19 protein-coding genes are annotated in these 20679 nt (G+C 28.0%); 1 reads left to right on the top strand and 18 read right to left on the bottom strand.

Annotated features, from left to right (window positions below; all coding sequences use genetic code 11):
- Positions 1-6: 6 nt before the first annotated feature.
- The 13 genes from GPX08_RS03670 to GPX08_RS03610 form a co-directional block, all read right to left on the bottom strand.
- The gene (locus GPX08_RS03670) at positions 7-942 is read right to left on the bottom strand and encodes an ATP-binding cassette domain-containing protein (RefSeq protein ID WP_156625496.1); all 936 of its coding nucleotides are present in this window, start codon (positions 940-942) and stop codon (positions 7-9) included.
- A gap of 94 nt (positions 943-1036) precedes the next feature.
- Complete coding sequence (locus GPX08_RS03665; protein ID WP_156625494.1) at positions 1037-1675, bottom strand: response regulator; 639 nt, start codon at positions 1673-1675, stop codon at positions 1037-1039.
- A gap of 9 nt (positions 1676-1684) precedes the next feature.
- The gene (locus tag GPX08_RS03660; protein WP_156625492.1) at positions 1685-2800 is read right to left on the bottom strand and encodes a hypothetical protein; all 1116 of its coding nucleotides are present in this window, start codon (positions 2798-2800) and stop codon (positions 1685-1687) included.
- A 221-nt stretch (positions 2801-3021) separates the two neighbouring features.
- Entirely contained in the window at positions 3022-4251 is a 1230-nt protein-coding gene (gene pepT, locus GPX08_RS03655) for a peptidase T (RefSeq protein WP_156625490.1), read from the bottom strand.
- Between the two features lie 372 nt (positions 4252-4623).
- Positions 4624-5358 carry a glucose 1-dehydrogenase gene (locus GPX08_RS03650; protein ID WP_156625489.1) on the bottom strand — a complete coding sequence of 245 codons (735 nt, stop codon included), beginning with the start codon at positions 5356-5358 and terminating at the stop codon, positions 4624-4626.
- Positions 5359-5668: 310 nt separating this feature from the next.
- Entirely contained in the window at positions 5669-7366 is a 1698-nt protein-coding gene (locus GPX08_RS03645) for a pyridine nucleotide-disulfide oxidoreductase (protein WP_156625487.1), read from the bottom strand.
- Between the two features lie 251 nt (positions 7367-7617).
- Positions 7618-7938, bottom strand: coding sequence for a rhodanese-like domain-containing protein (locus tag GPX08_RS03640; RefSeq protein WP_156625486.1), 321 nt, complete (start codon positions 7936-7938; stop codon positions 7618-7620).
- Positions 7939-8121: 183 nt separating this feature from the next.
- Positions 8122-8991, bottom strand: coding sequence for a 2-oxoacid ferredoxin oxidoreductase (locus tag GPX08_RS03635; protein ID WP_156625484.1), 870 nt, complete (start codon positions 8989-8991; stop codon positions 8122-8124).
- Positions 8991-10670, bottom strand: a complete 1680-nt coding sequence (locus GPX08_RS03630) for a 2-oxoacid:acceptor oxidoreductase subunit alpha (RefSeq protein WP_156625482.1) — start codon at positions 10668-10670, stop codon at positions 8991-8993. The genes GPX08_RS03635 and GPX08_RS03630 overlap by 1 nt, the downstream gene beginning before the upstream one ends.
- A 28-nt stretch (positions 10671-10698) precedes the next feature.
- Positions 10699-11730 carry a hypothetical protein gene (locus GPX08_RS03625; protein ID WP_156625480.1) on the bottom strand — a complete coding sequence of 344 codons (1032 nt, stop codon included), beginning with the start codon at positions 11728-11730 and terminating at the stop codon, positions 10699-10701.
- Positions 11720-13210, bottom strand: coding sequence for a hypothetical protein (locus tag GPX08_RS03620; RefSeq protein ID WP_156625479.1), 1491 nt, complete (start codon positions 13208-13210; stop codon positions 11720-11722). The genes GPX08_RS03625 and GPX08_RS03620 overlap by 11 nt, the downstream gene beginning before the upstream one ends.
- Before the next feature lie 21 nt (positions 13211-13231).
- A complete protein-coding gene (locus GPX08_RS03615) occupies positions 13232-13501 on the bottom strand; it encodes a DUF3343 domain-containing protein (protein WP_156625477.1) in 270 nt (89 codons plus the stop codon).
- 79 nt (positions 13502-13580) lie between these two features.
- Complete coding sequence (locus GPX08_RS03610) at positions 13581-15284, bottom strand: hypothetical protein (protein ID WP_156625476.1); 1704 nt, start codon at positions 15282-15284, stop codon at positions 13581-13583.
- A 212-nt stretch (positions 15285-15496) separates the two neighbouring features.
- Here GPX08_RS03610 and GPX08_RS03605 point away from each other — a divergent pair, with 212 nt between their 5' ends.
- Positions 15497-16261: a hypothetical protein gene (locus GPX08_RS03605; RefSeq protein WP_156625474.1), complete on the top strand. Its 765-nt coding sequence runs from the start codon at positions 15497-15499 to the stop codon at positions 16259-16261.
- Positions 16262-16398: 137 nt separating this feature from the next.
- On the opposite strand, the gene GPX08_RS03600 is transcribed toward GPX08_RS03605, so the two are convergent.
- The 5 genes from GPX08_RS03600 to GPX08_RS03580 form a co-directional block, all read right to left on the bottom strand.
- The gene (locus GPX08_RS03600) at positions 16399-17538 is read right to left on the bottom strand and encodes an aminotransferase class V-fold PLP-dependent enzyme (RefSeq protein ID WP_156625473.1); all 1140 of its coding nucleotides are present in this window, start codon (positions 17536-17538) and stop codon (positions 16399-16401) included.
- A 174-nt stretch (positions 17539-17712) separates the two neighbouring features.
- On the bottom strand, positions 17713-18237 hold the full coding sequence (locus tag GPX08_RS03595) for a DUF4489 domain-containing protein (RefSeq protein WP_156625472.1): 525 nt from the start codon (positions 18235-18237) through the stop codon (positions 17713-17715).
- Positions 18238-18711: 474 nt separating this feature from the next.
- Positions 18712-19338, bottom strand: a complete 627-nt coding sequence (locus GPX08_RS03590; protein WP_156625470.1) for a DUF4489 domain-containing protein — start codon at positions 19336-19338, stop codon at positions 18712-18714.
- Between the two features lie 126 nt (positions 19339-19464).
- A complete protein-coding gene (locus tag GPX08_RS03585; RefSeq protein ID WP_156625469.1) occupies positions 19465-20226 on the bottom strand; it encodes a hypothetical protein in 762 nt (253 codons plus the stop codon).
- Between the two features lie 266 nt (positions 20227-20492).
- Complete coding sequence (locus GPX08_RS03580; protein WP_156625467.1) at positions 20493-20675, bottom strand: DUF1858 domain-containing protein; 183 nt, start codon at positions 20673-20675, stop codon at positions 20493-20495.
- Between the last annotated feature and the right edge of the window lie 4 nt (positions 20676-20679).

Genomic DNA, 20679 nt, shown 5'->3' with positions numbered 1-20679 from the left:
TTCCTCCTAATTTCTTAATTTTTTACCTGTTAATGATAGGAACACTGTTTCTAAGGTTATTTCTTTAAACCCTAAGTCATTTATTTTTAAGTCTTCTTCTGAAATTTCTTTTACTATCTTACTTAAATTATTTACATCCTTCGAAGAAGTAATTATTACATTATTATCATCAATTGAGATATCCACTACTCCTTCTACATTCCTTAATTTTTCTATATTAACTCTATAAATATCATCTACTCCAATATTTAAAATTTTCTTATCACTTACTATATCTTTAAGTTCCTCTTTAGTGCCTTCAACTATAATTTTCCCCTTATCTATAATTGCTATTTTAGTACATAAACATTCTGCCTCTTCCATATAGTGAGTTGTATAAATTATAGTTACTCCCTTTTTATTTAATTTTTTTACTGCTTGCATAATATTATTTCTTGATTGAGGATCTATACCTACTGTAGGCTCATCCATAATTAATATCTTAGGACTATGCACTATGGCGCAAGCTATATTTAGCCTTCTAAGCATTCCCCCTGAATACTCCTTAGCTTTTTTCTTTTTTACATCTAATAATCCTGTAAATTCTAAGGCTTCATCTATTGCATCTTCAAGTGCCTTTCCTCTTAATCCATAAAGTTCACCAAAAAATTTAACATTTTCATATGCCGTAAAATCCTTATATACAGCTATATTTTGTGGTACAAGTCCTATATGTCTCTTTACTTTTAAAGATTTCTTTTTAATATCTTCTCCTAAAATTTTAATTTCTCCTAAACTTGGATGTAGTAAAGAGCAAATTAAACTTATAGTAGTACTTTTACCAGCTCCATTTGGTCCTAATATTCCATAGATTTCCCCCTCTTCAATACATAAATTAATATTATCAACAGCTATAGTGTCATCATATTTTTTTACTAAATCTTTAATTTCTATAACATTCATTATTTACCCCTCCATCCTTATGATTTTATTATATAAAAAAGACCTTGCTAATTAATCTAGCAAAGGTCATCTCTTATTCATGACGAAAGTCATATTATTTTATAAAGCCTTTTATATAATAAATAGCAATTTGAGTTCTATGAGTTAAATTTGTTTTCTGTAATATTGAAGTTATATAATTTTTTACTGTACCTTCAGAAATGTAAATTTTTTTAGATATTTCCTTATTACTTAATCCTTCTGATATTGCCTCCATTACCTCAAGTTCTCTCTCAGTAAATAAAGATTTATCTATTTTCTCTCTTCTATTATCATTGTCCATAATATTACTACTAAGTTTACTTAAAATTTCTTTCTGTATTACTGCTATTCCATTATTAACAATCTTTATAGTTTCAATTATTTTATCAGGCTTAGTATTCTTTAGTAAATATCCCATAGCCCCATTTTTTATACCTTCCCTAATATACTCATCTTCGTCGAAGGTGGTTAATATTATGACCTTCGTTTTAGTGCTTTTCACTATCTCAGAAGTTGCTTTTACACCATTTAAAATAGGCATTCTAACATCTACTAATGCAATATCTACTGCATTTTTTAATAAAAAGTCAACAAGTTCTTTTCCGTTTTCAAAAGTATCTACTACTTCTATTTCATTATCATAAGACAATATAATTTTTAGACTTTCTCTAATTAAAACATCATCATCTGCAATTACTAACTTTATACTCATACTTTCCCCCTAGCATGGAATTAAAATAATAATACCAAATCCCTCTTCACTATTTATTACTAATTTACCATTTAATTTACTTATACTTTCCTCTATATTCCTTAGTCCAATACCTTTCTTAATATTAGTACAACCTTTGCCATTATCTTTAACTTCCAACTTGATAATTTTATTCAACACTTCTATATTAACTAAAATTAAATTACCTTTAGAATATTTTATAGAGTTTGTTGTTAACTCTTGAATAATTTGAATAAAGACTATCCATATATTAGCACTTATTTTATCTAAATCACCACTATAAGATACCTTTCCTTTAATATCAGTATCCTTTATCTTTTCATCTAATGTTTTTCTTATTCTATTTATACCAAGCTCCTCTTCTGCTGGTTTTATATTTCTTAAAGTCATCCTTATCTCTTCCATACCGTTTCTTAGATTTTCAATACAAGTATCTAACATTGAAAATCCTTTTTCTTTATCATTATTCAATATGTACTTACTAGCTTCTAATTGAAGTAATGTACCCGAAATAGTATGTCCAATCTTATCATGAAGTCTAGAAGAAATTTTATTTCTTTCTTCTAATCTTGCTGTGCTTAATATTTGTTCTTGAAGATTACGTTCATCTGACATTTTCTTTTGTAAATTATAAATTAACTTTCTTTGTTCCTCTTGTATTCTATCTAAATCCATGATTTTTTTTATATTTAGTTCATAGCTTATAACTAATACTAATATAATAATTAAAATCATAATTATATTTTTTATATTACTATCATTTATAACAAGAATTAATGGTGCTATATATAAAATAATTCCAATATATATTCTCTTTTTTTCTTTTATAAAATATTCAGCAATTAAAATACAAATCATTAATATAGCTGAACTTATATATCTAGTAGTAAAGAAAATTGCTAGAAGAGCTTCTATAATAAATAAACTTTTATATAGAACATCATATTTAATTACCATCCCTTTTATAAATATAACTATTATATAAATTAGTATAAATAATACTACTAAGATATTAATCTCATTATTTTCTATACTTGTCCAAGCCACATACAAACTTAATACTAATTTAATTAGAATATAAATATCATAACTATGAATAAACAACACCCCCTTTGTCAATTAACAGTTAACAATTAATAATAATTATTGGAGTAATTTGTTCCAAATTAATAAAAAGATCATTGCAAAACTTTTCTATATATTATAATTGCAATGATCTCTTTTATATCTATTACTTCTTACATCTCTAAGTAAATTAATAAAAATAATCTATTAAACTATGTAAGAATTTTATCCTAATTGTTCATTATTTATTTTTAGTTTTTTTATTGTGCGCTAGCATTGCCGTATCTTTTTACTATATTAACTATCACTTCTACAGCTTTTTCTAAAGATTCAACTGGTACATACTCATACTTACCGTGGAAGTTTTCTCCGCCTGCAAATATATTAGGAGTTGGAAGTCCCATAAATGATAATCTTGCTCCATCTGTACCTCCTCTTATTGGTCTAATATTAGGAGTTATATTTGCTTCAATCATTGCTTCTTTTGCATTTTCAACTATATGCATTAAAGGTTCTATTTTTTCTTTCATATTATTATATTGATCTTTTATCTCAGCAACTACTGTACCTGCTCCATACTTTTCATTTAATTCTTTTTCAATTTCTCTTATCTTATTTTTTCTTGCTTCAAAAGTATCTGTAAAGAAATCTCTAATAATATAACTTAATGTAGTATTTTCAACAGTTGCTTCTATATCTGTTAAGTGATAGAATCCTTCATATTTTTCTGTTTTTTCAGGAACTTCATTTAATGGAAGACTATTTATAAATTCATTAGCTACCATGATAGAATTTAACATCTTATCTTTAGCATAACCTGGATGAACATTAACTCCTTTGATTTTAACCTTTAATCCTGCAGCATTAAAGTTTTCAAATTCAAGTTCTCCTATTCTTCCTCCATCCATAGTATAAGCAAAGTCAGCTCCAAATCCTTGAACATCGAAATGATCTGCTCCTTCACCTATCTCTTCATCAGGAGTAAATCCTACTTTTATATCTCCATGCTCTATTTCAGGATGATTAATTAAGTACTCAACTGCTGTCATTATTTCAGCAAGACCAGCCTTATCATCTGCACCTAAAAGTGTAGTTCCATCTGTAGTAATTAATCTTTGTCCTACATATTGCTTTAATTCTGGTGAAAACTTAGGGGATAATACAACTGAATCATTTAGTTTAATATCTCCTCCATCATAATTTTCTACTATTTGAGGCTTTACATTTTCTCCACTATAATCTGGAGCTGTATCCATATGAGCTATAAAACCTATAGTAGGTATATCTTTATTGCAGTTCTTTTCTAATGTAGCATAAACATATCCATATTCACTTATTCTTGCATCCTTTAACCCTAATTCTTTTAATTCATTATATAACTTCTCAGCTAATACTAATTGTCCCTTAGTACTTGGAGTTACTCTAGTTGTTTCATCTGATTTTGTATTCATTTTTACATATTCTAAAAATCTTTCTTCTACCTTTTTCATAATGTCACTCTCCATTCTTATATTGTTTTATTACTTTTATACAAATAATATACTTATACAGTAATAATACTTACATATCTTATCTTATACACTATATTTTAACACATTAATATGAAAAATTTGTATAAATAATTATTAAATACATAAAATATATATTAAGTTGATCCATTTAAGAAAAGCCTAGTGGTGTAACACTAAGCTTTTCTTGTTCATTTTATTTAAAATTTTTATAAACATATTATTTTTTATTATTTAATAATTTGTTTATCTTATCTATCAATTCATATTTTCTAAAAGAAATTTAAATATATAAATTATATGAACTTTTTATGATAAATATCTACATAGTCACTTAGATATCCTGGACTTAATCTACATTGCAGTTAATCCACCATCTACAATGAATTCAGCTCCTGTTGAATATCTTGATTCATCTGAAGCAAGATAAAGGACTATATTAGAAACCTCTTCAGGCTTAGCTATCCTTCTCATTGGAATTTGTTTAGCAAGTTCCTTAATTACTTCATATGAATCTCCCTTAGTAACCATTGGTGTTTCTATTACACCTGGATGCACTGAGTTAACTCTTATTCCAAATGGTGATAATTGAAGTGCTGCTGCCTTTGTCATTCCACGAACTGCAAACTTCGTATCTGTATAACCAATTGCTCCACCTACTATTCCATTTATAGATGAAATATTTATTATTGAAGCTGTTCCTGTTTTTTTCATAGAAGGAGCTACTGCTTTAATTCCAAGAAAAACAGATATCTGATTTATATCTACAATTTTTCTGTATTCTGCTTCAGTAATTTCTAAAATAGATTTATTCATAGATATACCAGCATTATTCACTAAAATATTAACTGATCCAAATATTTCTTCAGTTTCTTCTATAACTTTATCCCATCCTTCAGCATCGGTAACATCATGTTTAATAAATCTTGCATTACCACCTATTTCTTGTTCTAATGTTCTACCTGCCTCTTCATTTAAATCTGTAAAGACAACTTTCGCACCTTCACTTACAAATAATCTTACATGAGATGCACCCATACCTTGTGCTCCTCCTGTAATAATAGCCACTTTATTTTCTAAACGTTTCATTAATAAATCCTCCTTATTTAAATCTAAAATTGTAACTTAATAATTATTATGCAATAATTATTATCCATTAGTTTTTATAGAAAAAGTTGTCTCACTAAAATAGTAGTTCAACAACCCCTTTTTTTACATTTTATATACTTAGGACTGTCGCACAAACAGCCCAAATTAAGAATTAAAAATTATTGATGTAATTCTTACAGAATTACTAAAATTAGTTTATTTTCAAAACTCCTTCGGGAGTTTTTTCGTTGATTTTCCATTATGAATTCTTAATTTTTCATTGTGCGACAACACCTTAAGCACTTTATATTTAATTAAAATTATACTTAGTTACTATTGGTTCTCTTCCAGTTGACATATCATTATAATATTCATAGTAAGATAAACCTAAGAAACTTCCTGTTATATTATGAACATTTGTATATCCAAGATTTTGAAGTACTAATGTAGCATTATAACTTCTTTGCCCTGTTCTACAATGTAAGTAAACTGGAATATCTTTTGGTATTTCATTTACTCTTTCTCTCAATTGACTTAATGGAATATTCTTAGCTCCCTTAATATGTCCGTTTTCAAATTCTCTAACTTCTCTTACATCTACTATATAAGCATTGTTTTCAACTAATTCTCTTACTTTGTCTACATTAACTTGTTTAAAGTCTCCATTTAAAATATTGGAAGCTATATAGCCAGCATAATTTACAACATCCTTTGCTGTACTATATGGTGGAGCGTAACATAATTCTAAGTCCTTTAAGTCTTCTACTGTTCCACCTAGTTTAATAAGTGTAGCTATTATATCTACTCTCTTAGATGCATCACCCTTACCTATAGCTTGGGCCCCTAAAACTTTTCCTGTTGGAACTTCATAAACTAGTTTAAAGTGAAGTGGCTTTGCATCTGGCATAATACCTACTTTATCATTAGTAATTAATCTTACGACATCATAGTTTATATTCATATTTAAGGCTTTAATTAATCCTTCATTTAAACCAGTTGATGCTGCATTAAAATCGAAAACCTTTATTGCAGAAGAACCTATATATCCTTTATTTATTCCCTTTTTACCATTAATATGGTCTGCTATAGATCTTGCTTGCTTTAAAGCTGGTCCAGCTAATGATAGTTTTGTCATAGAGTGAGTTAATGCATTATATACCTCAATTGCATCTCCAACTGCATAAATATCATTATCACTAGTTTTATAATTACTATCTACCTTTATGGCACCAGTTGAACCTATTTCAAGACCTGCATCTTTAGCTAAAGTTATTTCTGGTGAAACTCCTATAGCCATAACTACAGCCTTAGCTGTAACTTTCTTACCTGAATTTAATACTACTTTATTTTCTTCAAAGTTTTCTACCTTGTCTCTAACTATCAGATTAATTCCTTTATCATACATTTCCTTATGTAAGATTTGAACCATATCATAATCAAAAGGCTTTAATATTTGATCCATTGCTTCAATTAATGCTACATTATATCCAGCTTCTCTTAAGTTTTCCGCAGCTTCGACTCCTATAAATCCACCACCTATTACAGCAATATCTTTAGCATCAAGATCTTTTACAAATCTATTTAACTTATCTATATCCACAACATTTCTAATAGTAAATACATTAACCTTATCCATCCCTGGAATATTAGGTACTATTGGTTTTGCTCCTGGAGATAAAATTAACTTATCATAGCTTTCTCTATAAATGTCTCCAGTTAAATAGTTTTTAACTTCTATTTCCTTATTCTCTCTGTCTATTGAAACAACTTCACTACTTACTCTTGCTTCAATATTATATTGTGATTTAAACTTTTCAGGACTCATAAGAACTAATTTATCAGCTTCCTCTATTATTCCGCTTAAGTGATATGGAAGTGAACAGTTTGAAAATGATACATGAGGCCCCTTTTCAAACATTATTATATTGTCTTCTTCACTTAGCCTTCTTAATCTAGCTGCAGCTGAAGCTCCGCCTGCTACTCCACCAACTATTAATATTTTTTTCATAAAATAACCTCCCATTAGTTGCCTTTAAAGCAACCTAATTAATAATTAACAATTAATAATAAATAATTGTTGATGTAATTTGTTCCAAATTACTAAAAAATAAAAATTTAATACTTCTAAGGAATTTTCCCTTTATCCCTTATATAATGTCGTCTAAAGTTTAAAAATATTAATTTCAAAAACTTTTATAAGAGTTTTATCCTTAACTTTTCATTCTTCATTAAAATTATTACTTTAGTTATCTTTTTCTGCTATTTTCTCTTGCTTCCTACATAAGATCCAACTCCACCAGCAACATTTACTACATCAAATCCTAAACCTGTTAATTTGCTACAAGCTCTTTGGCTTCTACCACCTGATTGACAAACAATATGATATTCCTTGTTCTTTTCTAAATACTTTTCTGGTTCTTCTAAAAGATCTCCCATTGGAACATTCTTAGCTGTTTTTATACTACCTGACTTATATTCAAATGGCTCTCTTATATCTATTAAATCAATCTTTCCTATTAAATTATCAATGTCATTTACATTTATAACCTTTCCTGAATTCTTATTAAATAAACCAAACATCTCATCATCTCCTAAATTATTTTTAACTTTAAATTAATTGTACTCTATATCTAAAATTATTTATGTGACATAATCACAAGAGTGAAAGAATAATGAAACTTTTAAATTAATACTTAAAGAAAAAAGACAGAAGTTCACTATTTAGAACATCTGCCTTTATATTATTATATTTAAAAATTGTCTTTAATTAAATAGGAATTCATCTATGAGTTTTTCAGTATCTTTTGGATCCCATTTTCTTTCTATCAAATTAAATCCTTGGCTTAGTACAGGATGAAGTTCATCATAACTTTTCTTTGTTGTATCTTCATATATGATACCAATAGGAATACCTTCATCACCAAACTCTTCTGCTTTTTCTAAAGCATTAAATTTACTACTTGAATCGTAGCTATCATCTAATTTATATATTCTATCTTTATACCATTTAAATGTGTTAATTTTATTAAAAACTATACAAGGTTGCATTATATCAAGCAAGGCATATCCCTTATGATTTATTGCAGCTTTTATCATTTCTTTTAGATGTACCTTATCTGCTGAAAAACTTCTTGCAACAAAGGTAGCACCAGCACTAATTGCAAGAGCTATAGGATTTAATGGTTCTACATATACTCCTTCAAACTGCATTGAAGTAACATGGCCTTTTCCAGTTGTCGGAGAACCTTGCCCTTTAGTTAATCCATAAATTTGATTGTTATGAACCATATGAAGCATGTCTACATTTCTTCTTATATTATGAATAAAATGATTTCCACCTTCTCCATAAGAATCTCCATCTCCACTAGTTACTATCACATTTAAATTTTTATTTACCATTTTTATTGCTTGTGCAGGTGGCAATGCCCTTCCGTGCAATCCATTAAAACCATTTGCCTTAATATAATGTGGAGTTTTAGCAGCCTGACCTATTCCTGATACTAAAACAAGTTCTTCAGGTTTTATTGAAAGTTCTGCTAATGCTTCTTTAAGAGCAATCAATATTCCAAAATTGCCGCACCCTGGGCACCAAGCATTTTCATCATTGCTTTTATATAAACTTAAATCTAGCATTAAATCCCCTCCTTTTCTAAGGCCTCTATAATATCCTCACCATTTAATTGTCTTCCATCATATTTCAAAACGCTGTTGCTCATTAATATTCCAGTTTCTTGTGTTATTAATTTTCCAAGCTGTCCTAGATAGTTTTGTTCAACATTTATTATCTTCTTAGCCTTTGAATAGTATTTTCTTAAATTCTTTTCAGGTAATGGATATAAATCTCCAAAACTTAAAGCTGATACTTTTTTAGAATTTTTATTTAACTCTTCAATAGCATCTTTCAGTGCCCCATAAGTGGAACCAAAACCTACTAATAAAATTTCAAAATCTTCATTTCCAATAAGTTCAGGTTCTTCCATTTCTTCTTTAAGTAAATTTAATTTTTTCATTCTCTTTTCCATTTGGGCATTTCTTACTTCAGCTTCCTCAGTGATATGTGCTTCCTCTGTATGCTCATCACTATCTACTAATACTGTTTGTCCCTTATTATTTCCTGGTATCATTCTTTTAGAAATTCCATTGCTAGTAATTTTATATCTCTTATACTCTTCTCCATCTAATAAATCATTACCATCATCTATATAACTTTCTATTTTAACCTTACTTAAATCATACTTAGGTATGATAACAGTAGAATCAGCTAAATATTGATCAGTCAATAAAATTACTAGTGTTTGATATTTATCTGCCAAATTCAAGGCCTTAACAGTTTTATAAAAAGCATCTTCTGCATTTCTAACACTTATTACAGCCCTTGGGAATTCACCTTGTGCAGCAGTTAAAAGAAAGCTTAAATCACTTTGTTCAGTTCTAGTTGGAAGGCCTGTTGCAGGTCCTGGTCTTTGTGAGTCAACAACTACAACTGGTGTTTCTGTTATTCCAGCAAGTCCAAAAGCTTCAACCATTAAGGATATTCCTCCACCTGAACTTCCTGTCATAGCCCTGGCTCCTGCATATGATGCTCCAATTGCAAAGTTTATAGCCGCTATTTCATCTTCTGCTTGATCTACTACTATATTAGTATCAACTTGTTTTTTCGCTAGATAAGTCATTATGCTAGTTGCAGGTGTCATTGGATATGCGGAATAGAAGTTTAGTCCTCCTGCAAGAGCTCCCAAAGCAATTGCATTATTTCCATCTATTAATAGGTGATTAGATAAATCTTTGCCTTTTAAACTATATTTAGAATCAATTAAATCATATCCTAACTTAACTGCCTCTATATTTTTATTTCTAATATCTTCTGAAAGTTTACTACTAAAGTAATTAAAAGTTTCCTTTATATCAACGGAAAAATATTTTAATACTACACCAGCAGCAACTGATGTAAAAGCCTTAGATAATCCTAAAGACTTTGCAGTATCTAGAAGACCTAGCTTTATCAATTTTTTATCATCATTTTTTATACTATTATCAGCAATTATTATTCCATCATCCTTTAATCTATCTTTATGATAAATTATAGTATTTTCATCTAATGCTAATATTAAATCTAATTTATTTTTATGAGAGTATATTAACTTTTCTCCAAACCTAATTTGAATGAAGTTATGTCCTCCTCTAACCCTTGACATATAATCTTTATTAGAGAAAGTATATAATCCAGCTTTTTTTATTGATTTTTCTATAAAATTACTTACAGTATCAAGTCCTTGTCCAGCACTTCCTCCAATAAGTATATTGAATTCCATTTATATTACCTCCCTGTTTAATTAATTTCTATAAATGATTTGTGGTAATATTATAAACTCCTTCTTTGAATACCTCCTCAACAATTAATCTTAATTCTAAGGCATCCTCCAAGACATATGTTTCCATAGTCTCACCCCTATTATATAAATATATTTTTCTTATATTTTCCCCATTAATATTTTTATAGATAACAGGCTTAGAAAACCCCTTTATTTCATCTATAAAAAAAGCACTGTATAAATTGTTATTACTGATCCAAAATGCAAAAATTACTCCATGCTCTTCCCTTAATATACAGGATTTTATATCGCTCCCTTTAAACAATATATACTCTTTGCAATAATACTTTTCATCCTTATAATAAAAAACCTTATAATTAATTGTCCTTAATTCATCATATTCTTTTAGGAATAAAAAATGACATTTTTGATTCATAGGTAAAAAACTCATATCATCATATTCATAGTGTTCTATAGTAATGTCCTTTGTATAAGTTGAACTCTCATTTTCACTGTCTATTTGTCTTATTATTAACTTTTTGTCATTAGACTCTATTGCTGAAATAAGTATAAAATCACTTTCTTTATTTGAGAAAAACTTATAATCTAAAGATTTAATATTTTTTTCTCTAAATATGATTTTGTTAAAATCATATTCTAAGTACTTATTGAAACATATCGAAACCACATCACCTTGTCCATAATTTGAATCACTATATAAAAACTTTAGCTCTTTATTATTTTCATATCCATAAAAATTAATAGGAGATATCTTATTGTACTTCATATAAAGCAAGGCTTTGAAAGACCACTTACCTTTTCTTAATTTGTACAAAATAATATCTCCACATATATCTTGGCATATTAAATTTATAGATAAATCCTTAGAATAAAATATATTGAAATGCCTAAAAGCATTCTTATGAATTATCTTTCCTTCTAACCTTTTACCATCCTTTATAAGCTCATAATATATACCTATACTTTCTTTATATGAAAATTTCAATAAAATACTAGGGTTATATCTAACTAAATAATAATTATTAAATCTATTTTCCATTAGTATACTCTCCTTTATATCTTATTGGTTCCTCATATACAGGAACGTTAATAAGTTCCTCTGTAGTAGCATAAACTGATATTAAAGTACTTACATCTAATTTTATATAGCTGTCTACAATATTAGGGGATTTTAACAAGCTAGTAGATGATTTCACTGTTATTTGTATATCTTCACTACTAAATTTATTAGAAATATATAAAACAGCCTTTAACCTTCCACTTATTCCCCCTTTAAATACAACCCTTTCCCCACCTTCTGCTATAGCTTTAATGTAATAAGGAATGTTAAAATCGAATTTAAAAGTAGTATAATCCTCTCTATTTTCTATTACTTCAAACACTTTAGTACTATCCTTTATCTTACAATTTTCAAAAGTTGCTTCTTGAATATTTAAACCTTTATATCTGTTACCATCTACTTCAACTAGTACTTTTTGAAAAATAATCTTTTCATTATATGTTGATAAAAGTTTCTTAGCTAATATAGTACAACCTTCTTCTCCTTTCCATTTTTCCTCTATTGTAGGTATTAAAATATCTTCATTAGTTATGCCCTCTGTAACTATTCCAATATCATATGGTATAGTATTATTTTCATCTATATTAAATGTTTTAATAATCTCTCCTTTATTTAGGTCAACTATATCTAAAGCACCTTGTCCATTAAAATTTTTACTAGTTATTAAAAGAAGATCTTTATCTCTGGAAAGCTTAACTCTTTGTGGTGTTCCACCAGAAGGTTTAATTGAATTTATAATTTTCTTATTTATAGTATCAATAAATTCAATAGTGTTAAGTCCAATATTTACTGCGTATAAGATATTTGAATACCCTTCCAAATAAGATATTACTGATCCATCTTTAAAACTTATATTGGATATATTTTCATCTTCCACATCTAAAATTGATATGCTACCTTTATTACCGCTTCTACTTAATCCTTTATTTGCTATATAAATATATTTTCCAGAATCACTAACAAAAATATGATTTGGAGTATCTCCAATATCTCTATATATATTTAAAAGCTTAAGATTTTCAGTATCATATACATTAATATTGTTTTTAAAAATATCTAAAGCATATAATCTTTTTCTTCTTTTATCTATATCTATACTATCTACTGCCATAAACCCTTCAATATTATCTATAAAATCACCTGTAATTAAATTATAAATACATATAGCCTCTGTATTACAGACATATATCTTTTTTGAGGAGAAATCCACTTTTATATTCCCGTTATTAGGCATATAAAGTTTTCTATTTTGTTTAGTATTATAATCTATAACTGTTATAGTTCCATTTCTATCCGTTGCAATATATACATTATTTTTTTCATCTACTACTATTTCATGAGGTCTTGATCCAACATTAATTTCACTTATTATAGACATACTGTCCCCATCAATTACAAGGACTTTCTCTAGCCCTATACTAGATAAATAATATATATTTTTATTAATTGAATTAATCATGGATTCTCCTCTCCTCCTGTATTATTCTATCAATTCATAATCTTCACCTTTACTAGTTCTTATTATTTTAAAAACTGCTGTTGGATAAATATTATTTCTGTCTAGCTCTAGTTTAACTAAGTCTTCATCCTCTTCTTTAATTTTTAAAGCTTGAGTGCAGCTAATATTAACCTTATTTGGCGCTGTTACTAGCTTACTTTTAATATTTTTCAATCTTAGCCTATCATAAATATATAAAGCTCTATGATGAGAGGTAAAAACTATTATATAATCAAAATTATCTTTTATCATAATTATTCTCCAATCCATCTTTAGATTTCATAATTATTTTATGTTTTTAATCATAAAGGTTTCCCTTATGAATTGTTTTCTAAGATCTTCTTTTTAAAATCCTTTCCATTACAGATTGATTTTTTTCTATTTCAAGCTCAGTATTCAATCTTCTATTTTCTTCTAGCAACAATGATATTTCTTTTTTTACTACAGAATTTTCTTCCTTTAATTCACTTATTGCTTTATTAAGGTTATCTATATAGTCATTACTTTCCTCTTCTCTCCTTTTAAAATTAATAATTTCTCTAGTTAGTCCTTCATTTTCTTCCTTAAAAATATTTATTTCTTCTCTAAGATCATTAATATTTTCATTAAGATCAATTATATCTTGACGAAGAGATGATTCTTGTACTTCGTATTTCTTTATCTTGCTCTTCAATAAACTTAAATCATTATTATACTTATCCAGGGAGCTCTTTATATTAATATTTTCATGATCTTTTATTTTCAAAATTTCATTTACTTCTTCATAATCTGCTTGTAATTTTTTTTGTAATTCTACGTATATATTAGAGTTCTCTTCAGCTTTTCTTTTTTGATCAAGTGCTCTTGAAAGCTGACTTTGATACTTTTCTATATTTTCTTTATTTTTTTTATCTAAAGAGACTAAATACTCAATTCTTTCTTCTAATACTCTATTTTCTTCTTTAATCTTATTTATCTCTCGTTTAAACGCCTTAGTTTCTTTACTATTTAAACCAATCTCTGCTTTTTCTTTATAGGAGCCTTCTTTAACTGTATATAAAAAATCTAATGGATCATACAAAAACAAATCTAATCCTTTTGTACCGTAGATACTTCTAGAATTAATATGACTTGAATCTCTATCATCAAAAAATATGTTATATCTTTCTATTTCCTCTTCGCTATTTTTTATTGCAACAGTGGGAACATCCCACTTTTCTTCTGAAAAAGTAGAATAATAGATTGTATTATCTTGTAGCCACGTTGCAAAAATTCTTTCATCCTTGTTAAATATTAGTGCTTCTCTTATATCTTCATTTCCTGAAAAAATATTAAAATCTTTCAAATTTTGATATGCGTCTATAATTACATAATCTAAATGACAAATAGAATTTTCTCTAGATTTATTAATAATATGAATACTATTCTTTTCAAGCTTAACATCAAAATAAATCCCTTCTCCCTGTACTCCATATAATCTTTTAGATTCTCTCCATCTATTATTTTGAAAAATTGAATAATTTAAAGAAACTTCATCACCATCATCAGATAAATAGAATAAACATATATCATTTCTATAAGTAGTTTTTATAGTATAATAATCATCAATACCATCTCTCAAAATTATATCTTCTATATCAGTAACATTCGTTTTATAGCCATCCCATAGACAGTGAAGTATTATTCCATGATCACTTCCATCTCTACTAGCTGCAGTATAGAAGATATGCATACTCGAGCCAATTATTATTATTTTTATATTCTCTATTTCATAGTCTTTATTATCTAAAGTATATATGGTCTTTCCAAGCCACTTATTATCTTTCATTGTACAATATCTAAGCTCTCCTTTAGTATTACCATATACTAAATGAATACTACCCTCATCGTCTATGAATATACTATATGATGTAGCTTTACTATCTATAATACTACTTTTAGTCCATTTTCCTTCATTGTACATAACTGCATAACTTAATTCACCATTGGCATTTATCGAAAACTTCCATAAATTACTCTTATAATCAACATAAATCCATGGATATACCCCTTTCATGGTATCCTCTCCTTTAAAAGTTCTATTACATAAAAAAATCGCATAAATTCCTTATAAAATTATATTATTTCTTAGTTGCTATTATGCAACTTTCCTATTATAAATAAATTCCAATTTACTGTATCTTTCATATCACCACTTTTTCATTATTTCATATCATATATTGTAAGCTATAGAACGCTTATTTTATTATTTTATAAAGGAGGATATATATGTCCATTAACTTTAAGAAATTCGTCCCACGCCCTGGACTAGTAAACAAGCAAGGTAGATTACCTGATCCTGCTGAATTAGTATGCATTGAAGTTCCTAAGGTGTTCGATCAATGTTTAATTAAAAGATGTTTAGTTTATGATGAAGGACCTGATACTGAAACTACAGATCGCGAATTAAGAAGTGATCCACTTAAGAATCCAAAGAGATATATTTCAAGCAAAGATTTTAAAATAAAATTAGTTTCTTTAGAAGAAATCCCTCTAAAAAAATCTCCAGGCTACAAAAAAGTTATAATCACTTATACAATCTCTTTCTACTCTGATTATATTGATTGTGATGGAAAAACAAAAACTGAATTCTTTGAAATTAATAGAACTGATATTATAGGAAAATTCTATTGCCCAGATTCAATATCAGAAACAACAAATACATCTGATGAATATCCTAAGGACTCTAATATAATTAAACTTGAAATGGTAGCTGAAGCCTTAAATGGAGAAATAATTAAAGATGAAGATTGTAATGAAGTTCTAGATATTACACTAGGCTATTATATAGTAGTAAAATGCGAACTTATTGTTCAATTATTAATTCCAGCATATGATTATTGCCCAGTACCAAAGGAACCTTGTGATGATGTTCCAGAAGAAGATCCTTGTGAAATATTTGAAAAGGCACCTATTCCTAAATTCTATCCAGATCAACATTTAGAACCTCTATTCCAAGATCAAGATCCACACTGTGATGACGATTTAGATTAAAAATTACTTTTCTACTTAATTAAGTAGTGTTGAACTTATAATCTTTAAATAATAAAGTACTTAACTAAGAAAAAAAGGAACTATTATAAATCTAAAAACTTTAGTTTTATATTAGTTCCTTTAATTTTATATATAATTTATTTTAACTTATATATCTTTATAATATTTTTGATTAATTCCTCAATATCTTTTGATGTATTAAAACACCCAGGACTTATTCTAACTGTTCCTATATACTCTGTACCTATTGATTTATGAATTAGTGCTGCACAATGATAACCAGTTCTAACTGCAATTTCTGCCTCATTTAACTTTTCTCCTACTACTGATGAATCTACTCCTTCAACATTAAAGGAAACAACAGCCACTCTGCTCTCTAAGGACTTATTTCCATATATCTTGACAAAAGGCAAATTACCTAACTCTTCTAATAATTGTTTTGTTAGTTTAATTTCTTCATTATATATATTTTTGATTCCAATCTTTTTTATAAAATTCACTCCTGCACAAAGGCCTGCGATTCCTGGAGTATTACTAGTTCCACTTTCAATTATATCTGGCATTTCCTTTGGTTGAACCATAAGATTAGAACTACTGCCAGTACCTCCTTCTTTAAGAGGTTTAATATCTATTCCGTCTCTTATATACAATCCTCCTGTACCTTGTGGTCCAAGCAATCCCTTATGCCCTGGAAATGCAAGAATATCTATATTATCTTTTTCAACATCAATATTTATGCTACCAGCACTTTGAGATGCATCTAAAATAAAGATTAACCCATACCTTTTAGATATTTCTCCAATAGTCCTAATATCCTGAATACTTCCTAGTACATTGGATGCATGATTAATAATTATTGCCTTTGTATTTAATTTAATTTCATCTTTAATATCTGTTGGATTAATAAATCCCCCTTTATCACATTGCACTAACGTTACATCAACGCCTCGTTTCGCCATAGTATTTAAAGGTCTTAATACTGAGTTATGTTCAATGGTAGTGCTTATTACATGATCGCCTTTTTTCAATACTCCTTTAATAGCTATGTTTAAAGCTTCTGTTGCATTGCTTGTAAAAGCAATATTTAATGGATTCTTAATTTTAAATAGATTGCTAATTAAATTCCTTCCTTCCATTATTTTAAGAGCAGATTTAATCGCCATATCATGTGATCCTCTACCTGGATTAGCGCAATAATTTTTCATACAATTTATCACTTCTTCATATACCTTTGAAGGCTTTGGAAATGAAGTTGCTGCATTGTCTAAATATATCATTTTACCACCTTTTTCTAATACTCTAATATATTATATTAAGGCATTTAAATTTTAGTTCTTATTATAAATATTAACCTTATCTAATTATAAAAATAAATCCCAAGGTGAATAATTCACCTTGGGATAAACCTCGAGACTTATTTAAATTTATTTTATAAATTTATTATCCTATTATTAATCGTTGTCTTTTCTGCACTTATGACAATCATTTTTACAAGTAGATATTGCTCCAAGTATAGCATTATTAAAAGTAACAATACCTGAATTTGCTCCACTTGCTGTAATTGTTGCTTCTACTCTATAAGTGCAACAATTATTATCACAAGAATCAGAATCACATAAAAAGAATGATAACGGTACTGTAGTATTTGCAGCAACATTTAAAGTCCATACAGATCCAATTTGAACTGGAGTAAGTTGATTTCTACATTGTTTTAATACTCTCAAGATTATTGTACCTGCAAATCCATTAGCTGCAGTAGAAATAATAGTTGCAAATTCTAGTTTAGTAATTGGATCACATATGCAAGAATTATCTATATTAATTGTTGCAACTACTCCAGTTGCTGTTGGAGCTGCAACAGTTGCAAGAATTGAGCTTGAACTTGGACATCCACATTTTATTATAGTTGGACATTCTTCTTCTCTCTTTCTATCTCTTCCACAAGAATCATTATATCCTTTTGACATTGAGTTCATAAATTTATTCCTCCATTTTATTTTAAAGATTTTTTCTAATTTAACATTTTAACTTTTCTTAATTCTTACTTCTATGATTATCTTGTTTTCTTGAAATTCTAAATCTATTTAATTTTTTTTGAAATAATATTTAATATTTTACTATATTATATATTATGTAAAAACTCTAAAGATGTTCTTCTAATTTCTACATAATAAATATTCTATTAAATACAATTAAGAATCAACTTGATATGAAGTTATAGCTCTTTACATTGCAATTTAATCTATAATATGTTTTTTATGTACAACTTATATTTCTTAATAAAAGTCATATATAAAATATTCTTTATATACGTAAAAAAGGAGCTGTCGTACAAACAGCTCCTTTTTATTGACTAAAATCAAATTAACTTTGATATAGCCTAAGATATATTTTTATTATTTCATTTAGCTTATTAGATTTACTAATTTATATTTATATTTTAATTTATTTTAGTAATGTTCTTCTTTTCTACATTTTTTACAAGAATTTCTACAAGTTGCTACTGCTCCAAGTGTAGCATTATTAACGAAAACATTTGTACTAGGACTTCCAGATCCACCCAAAGCTACTTGTGCTCCCAAAGAAGTAGGTGTTGCAACTACAGTATAAGTGCAGCACTCATCATCACAATTATCTGAGTCACAAACAAAGAATGAGAAAGTTGATGAAATATTTTCATCTTCTGTAAGGAAAGTCCATACACCTCCAACAGGAATTTTATTTTTTTGATTCTTACATTGTTTAAATACTCTAAAGTCTAAACTAAGCTTATTAGGTGTAGAGCCACCTCCACCTCCACCGCCTTGCCCAGGCTTATCCCCCCAAGGTGGTCCTTGAACTCCATTATTATTTGTAACAACAATATTGCTTGCAAACTCTAACTTAATACTTGGATCGCATATACAAGAAGTATCTAAAGTTAAAGATGCAACTATAAAACCATGCTGCCCTATACCTGAATTATTAATAGGAGTAGAACTAGGACAACTACATTTTACTATTGTTGGACATTTTTCTTCTTCTTTTTTTCTTTCTTTTCCACAGTTATCATTATAGCCCCTTGACATTGAATTCATAAATTGAATCCTCCCTTTTATTTATAAAATCTTTATAAAATCATTTATTAATTTAGTATTAATAGTTTTTATCTTCTTTAATTTTAATAATAATTAACTATCTTATAATTAGTATTTAAGCTTTAATTATCTATCAGTATCTTCTAACTCTGGGAATAGAAGGTCTAAGTTTTGATCTGGATAGAACTTAGGCACTGGTGCCCTTTCAAATCTTTCACATGGATCTTCTTCTGGTTCTTCTTCACAAGCTTCTCTTGGAACTGGGCAATAATCATATGCTGGAATTAATAATTGAACTATAAGCTGACATTTAACAACGATGAAGTATCCTAAAGTTATATCTAATACTTCATTGCAAGCTTCATCTTCAACTATTTGGCCATCTAAAGCCTCTGCTACCATTTCAAGCTTTATAATGTTTGTATCTTCATTGTCGCATTCCTCTGCCTCAGTACTTGCAGTGATTTGTGCAATTGATTCTGGACAATAGAATCTTCCTATAACATCTGTTCTATGAATTTCAAAAAATTCGCTTTTAGTAACTCCACTTTCATCAATGTAATCTGAATAGAAAGATATTACATAATTAAGAATTACTTTTTTAAAGTTAGGGTCTCCTTTAACTGGTATCTTATCTACTGCTGTTAATCTTACTGCAAAGTCTCTACTACTAAGATATCTCTTAGGATTGACAAGTGGATCACTTCTCAATTCTGAATCTGTAGTAGGTGTATCAGGTCCTTCAGCGTATACAAGACATCGTTTAATTAAACATTGGTCGAATACCTTAGGAACTTCAACGCAAACTAACTCAGAAGGATCCGGTAAACGCCCTTGTTTATTTACAAGGCCTGGGCGTGGCACAAACTTCTTAAAGTTAATGGACATATAATCTCCTTTCTTTAAAACTATAATACTCTAAATTAATTTTTAAATTATAGTACATATTATGTTGAAATATAAAAGAGGTGATATAAAAACCTCTTGCATTTTAAGTTTTTTTAAGTTTTTTTATATAAGTATTTCGAAAATATTTTTTATCCTGTTACTACTTAAAAATGCTTATTAGTTGATATTTATAATACTCTTTATAATAAAAAAAGTTGTATCATATTGATTTTAAAAAACCAATATAATACAACTCTAAATACTTTCTATTTATTTAGAGCATCTAATAAATCATTAAGATTTAATCCGTGAACCATGGCAGCCTCTGCAATAGTTTCAGCTTGAGCTGATGGACATCCTACGCATCCCATGCCAAAACTCATTAATATTTGAGCTGCACCATCCTTCATCTTAACTACTTCTCCAATTGTCATGTCCTTAGTAATCATATAT

The sequence above is a fragment of the Clostridium tertium genome (assembly GCF_902652255.1).
Taxonomy (GTDB): Bacteria; Bacillota; Clostridia; order Clostridiales; family Clostridiaceae; genus Clostridium; species Clostridium tertium_A.
The sequence above is the reverse complement of the archived record's forward strand: the minus strand, read 5'-3'. Positions and strand labels throughout refer to the sequence as shown.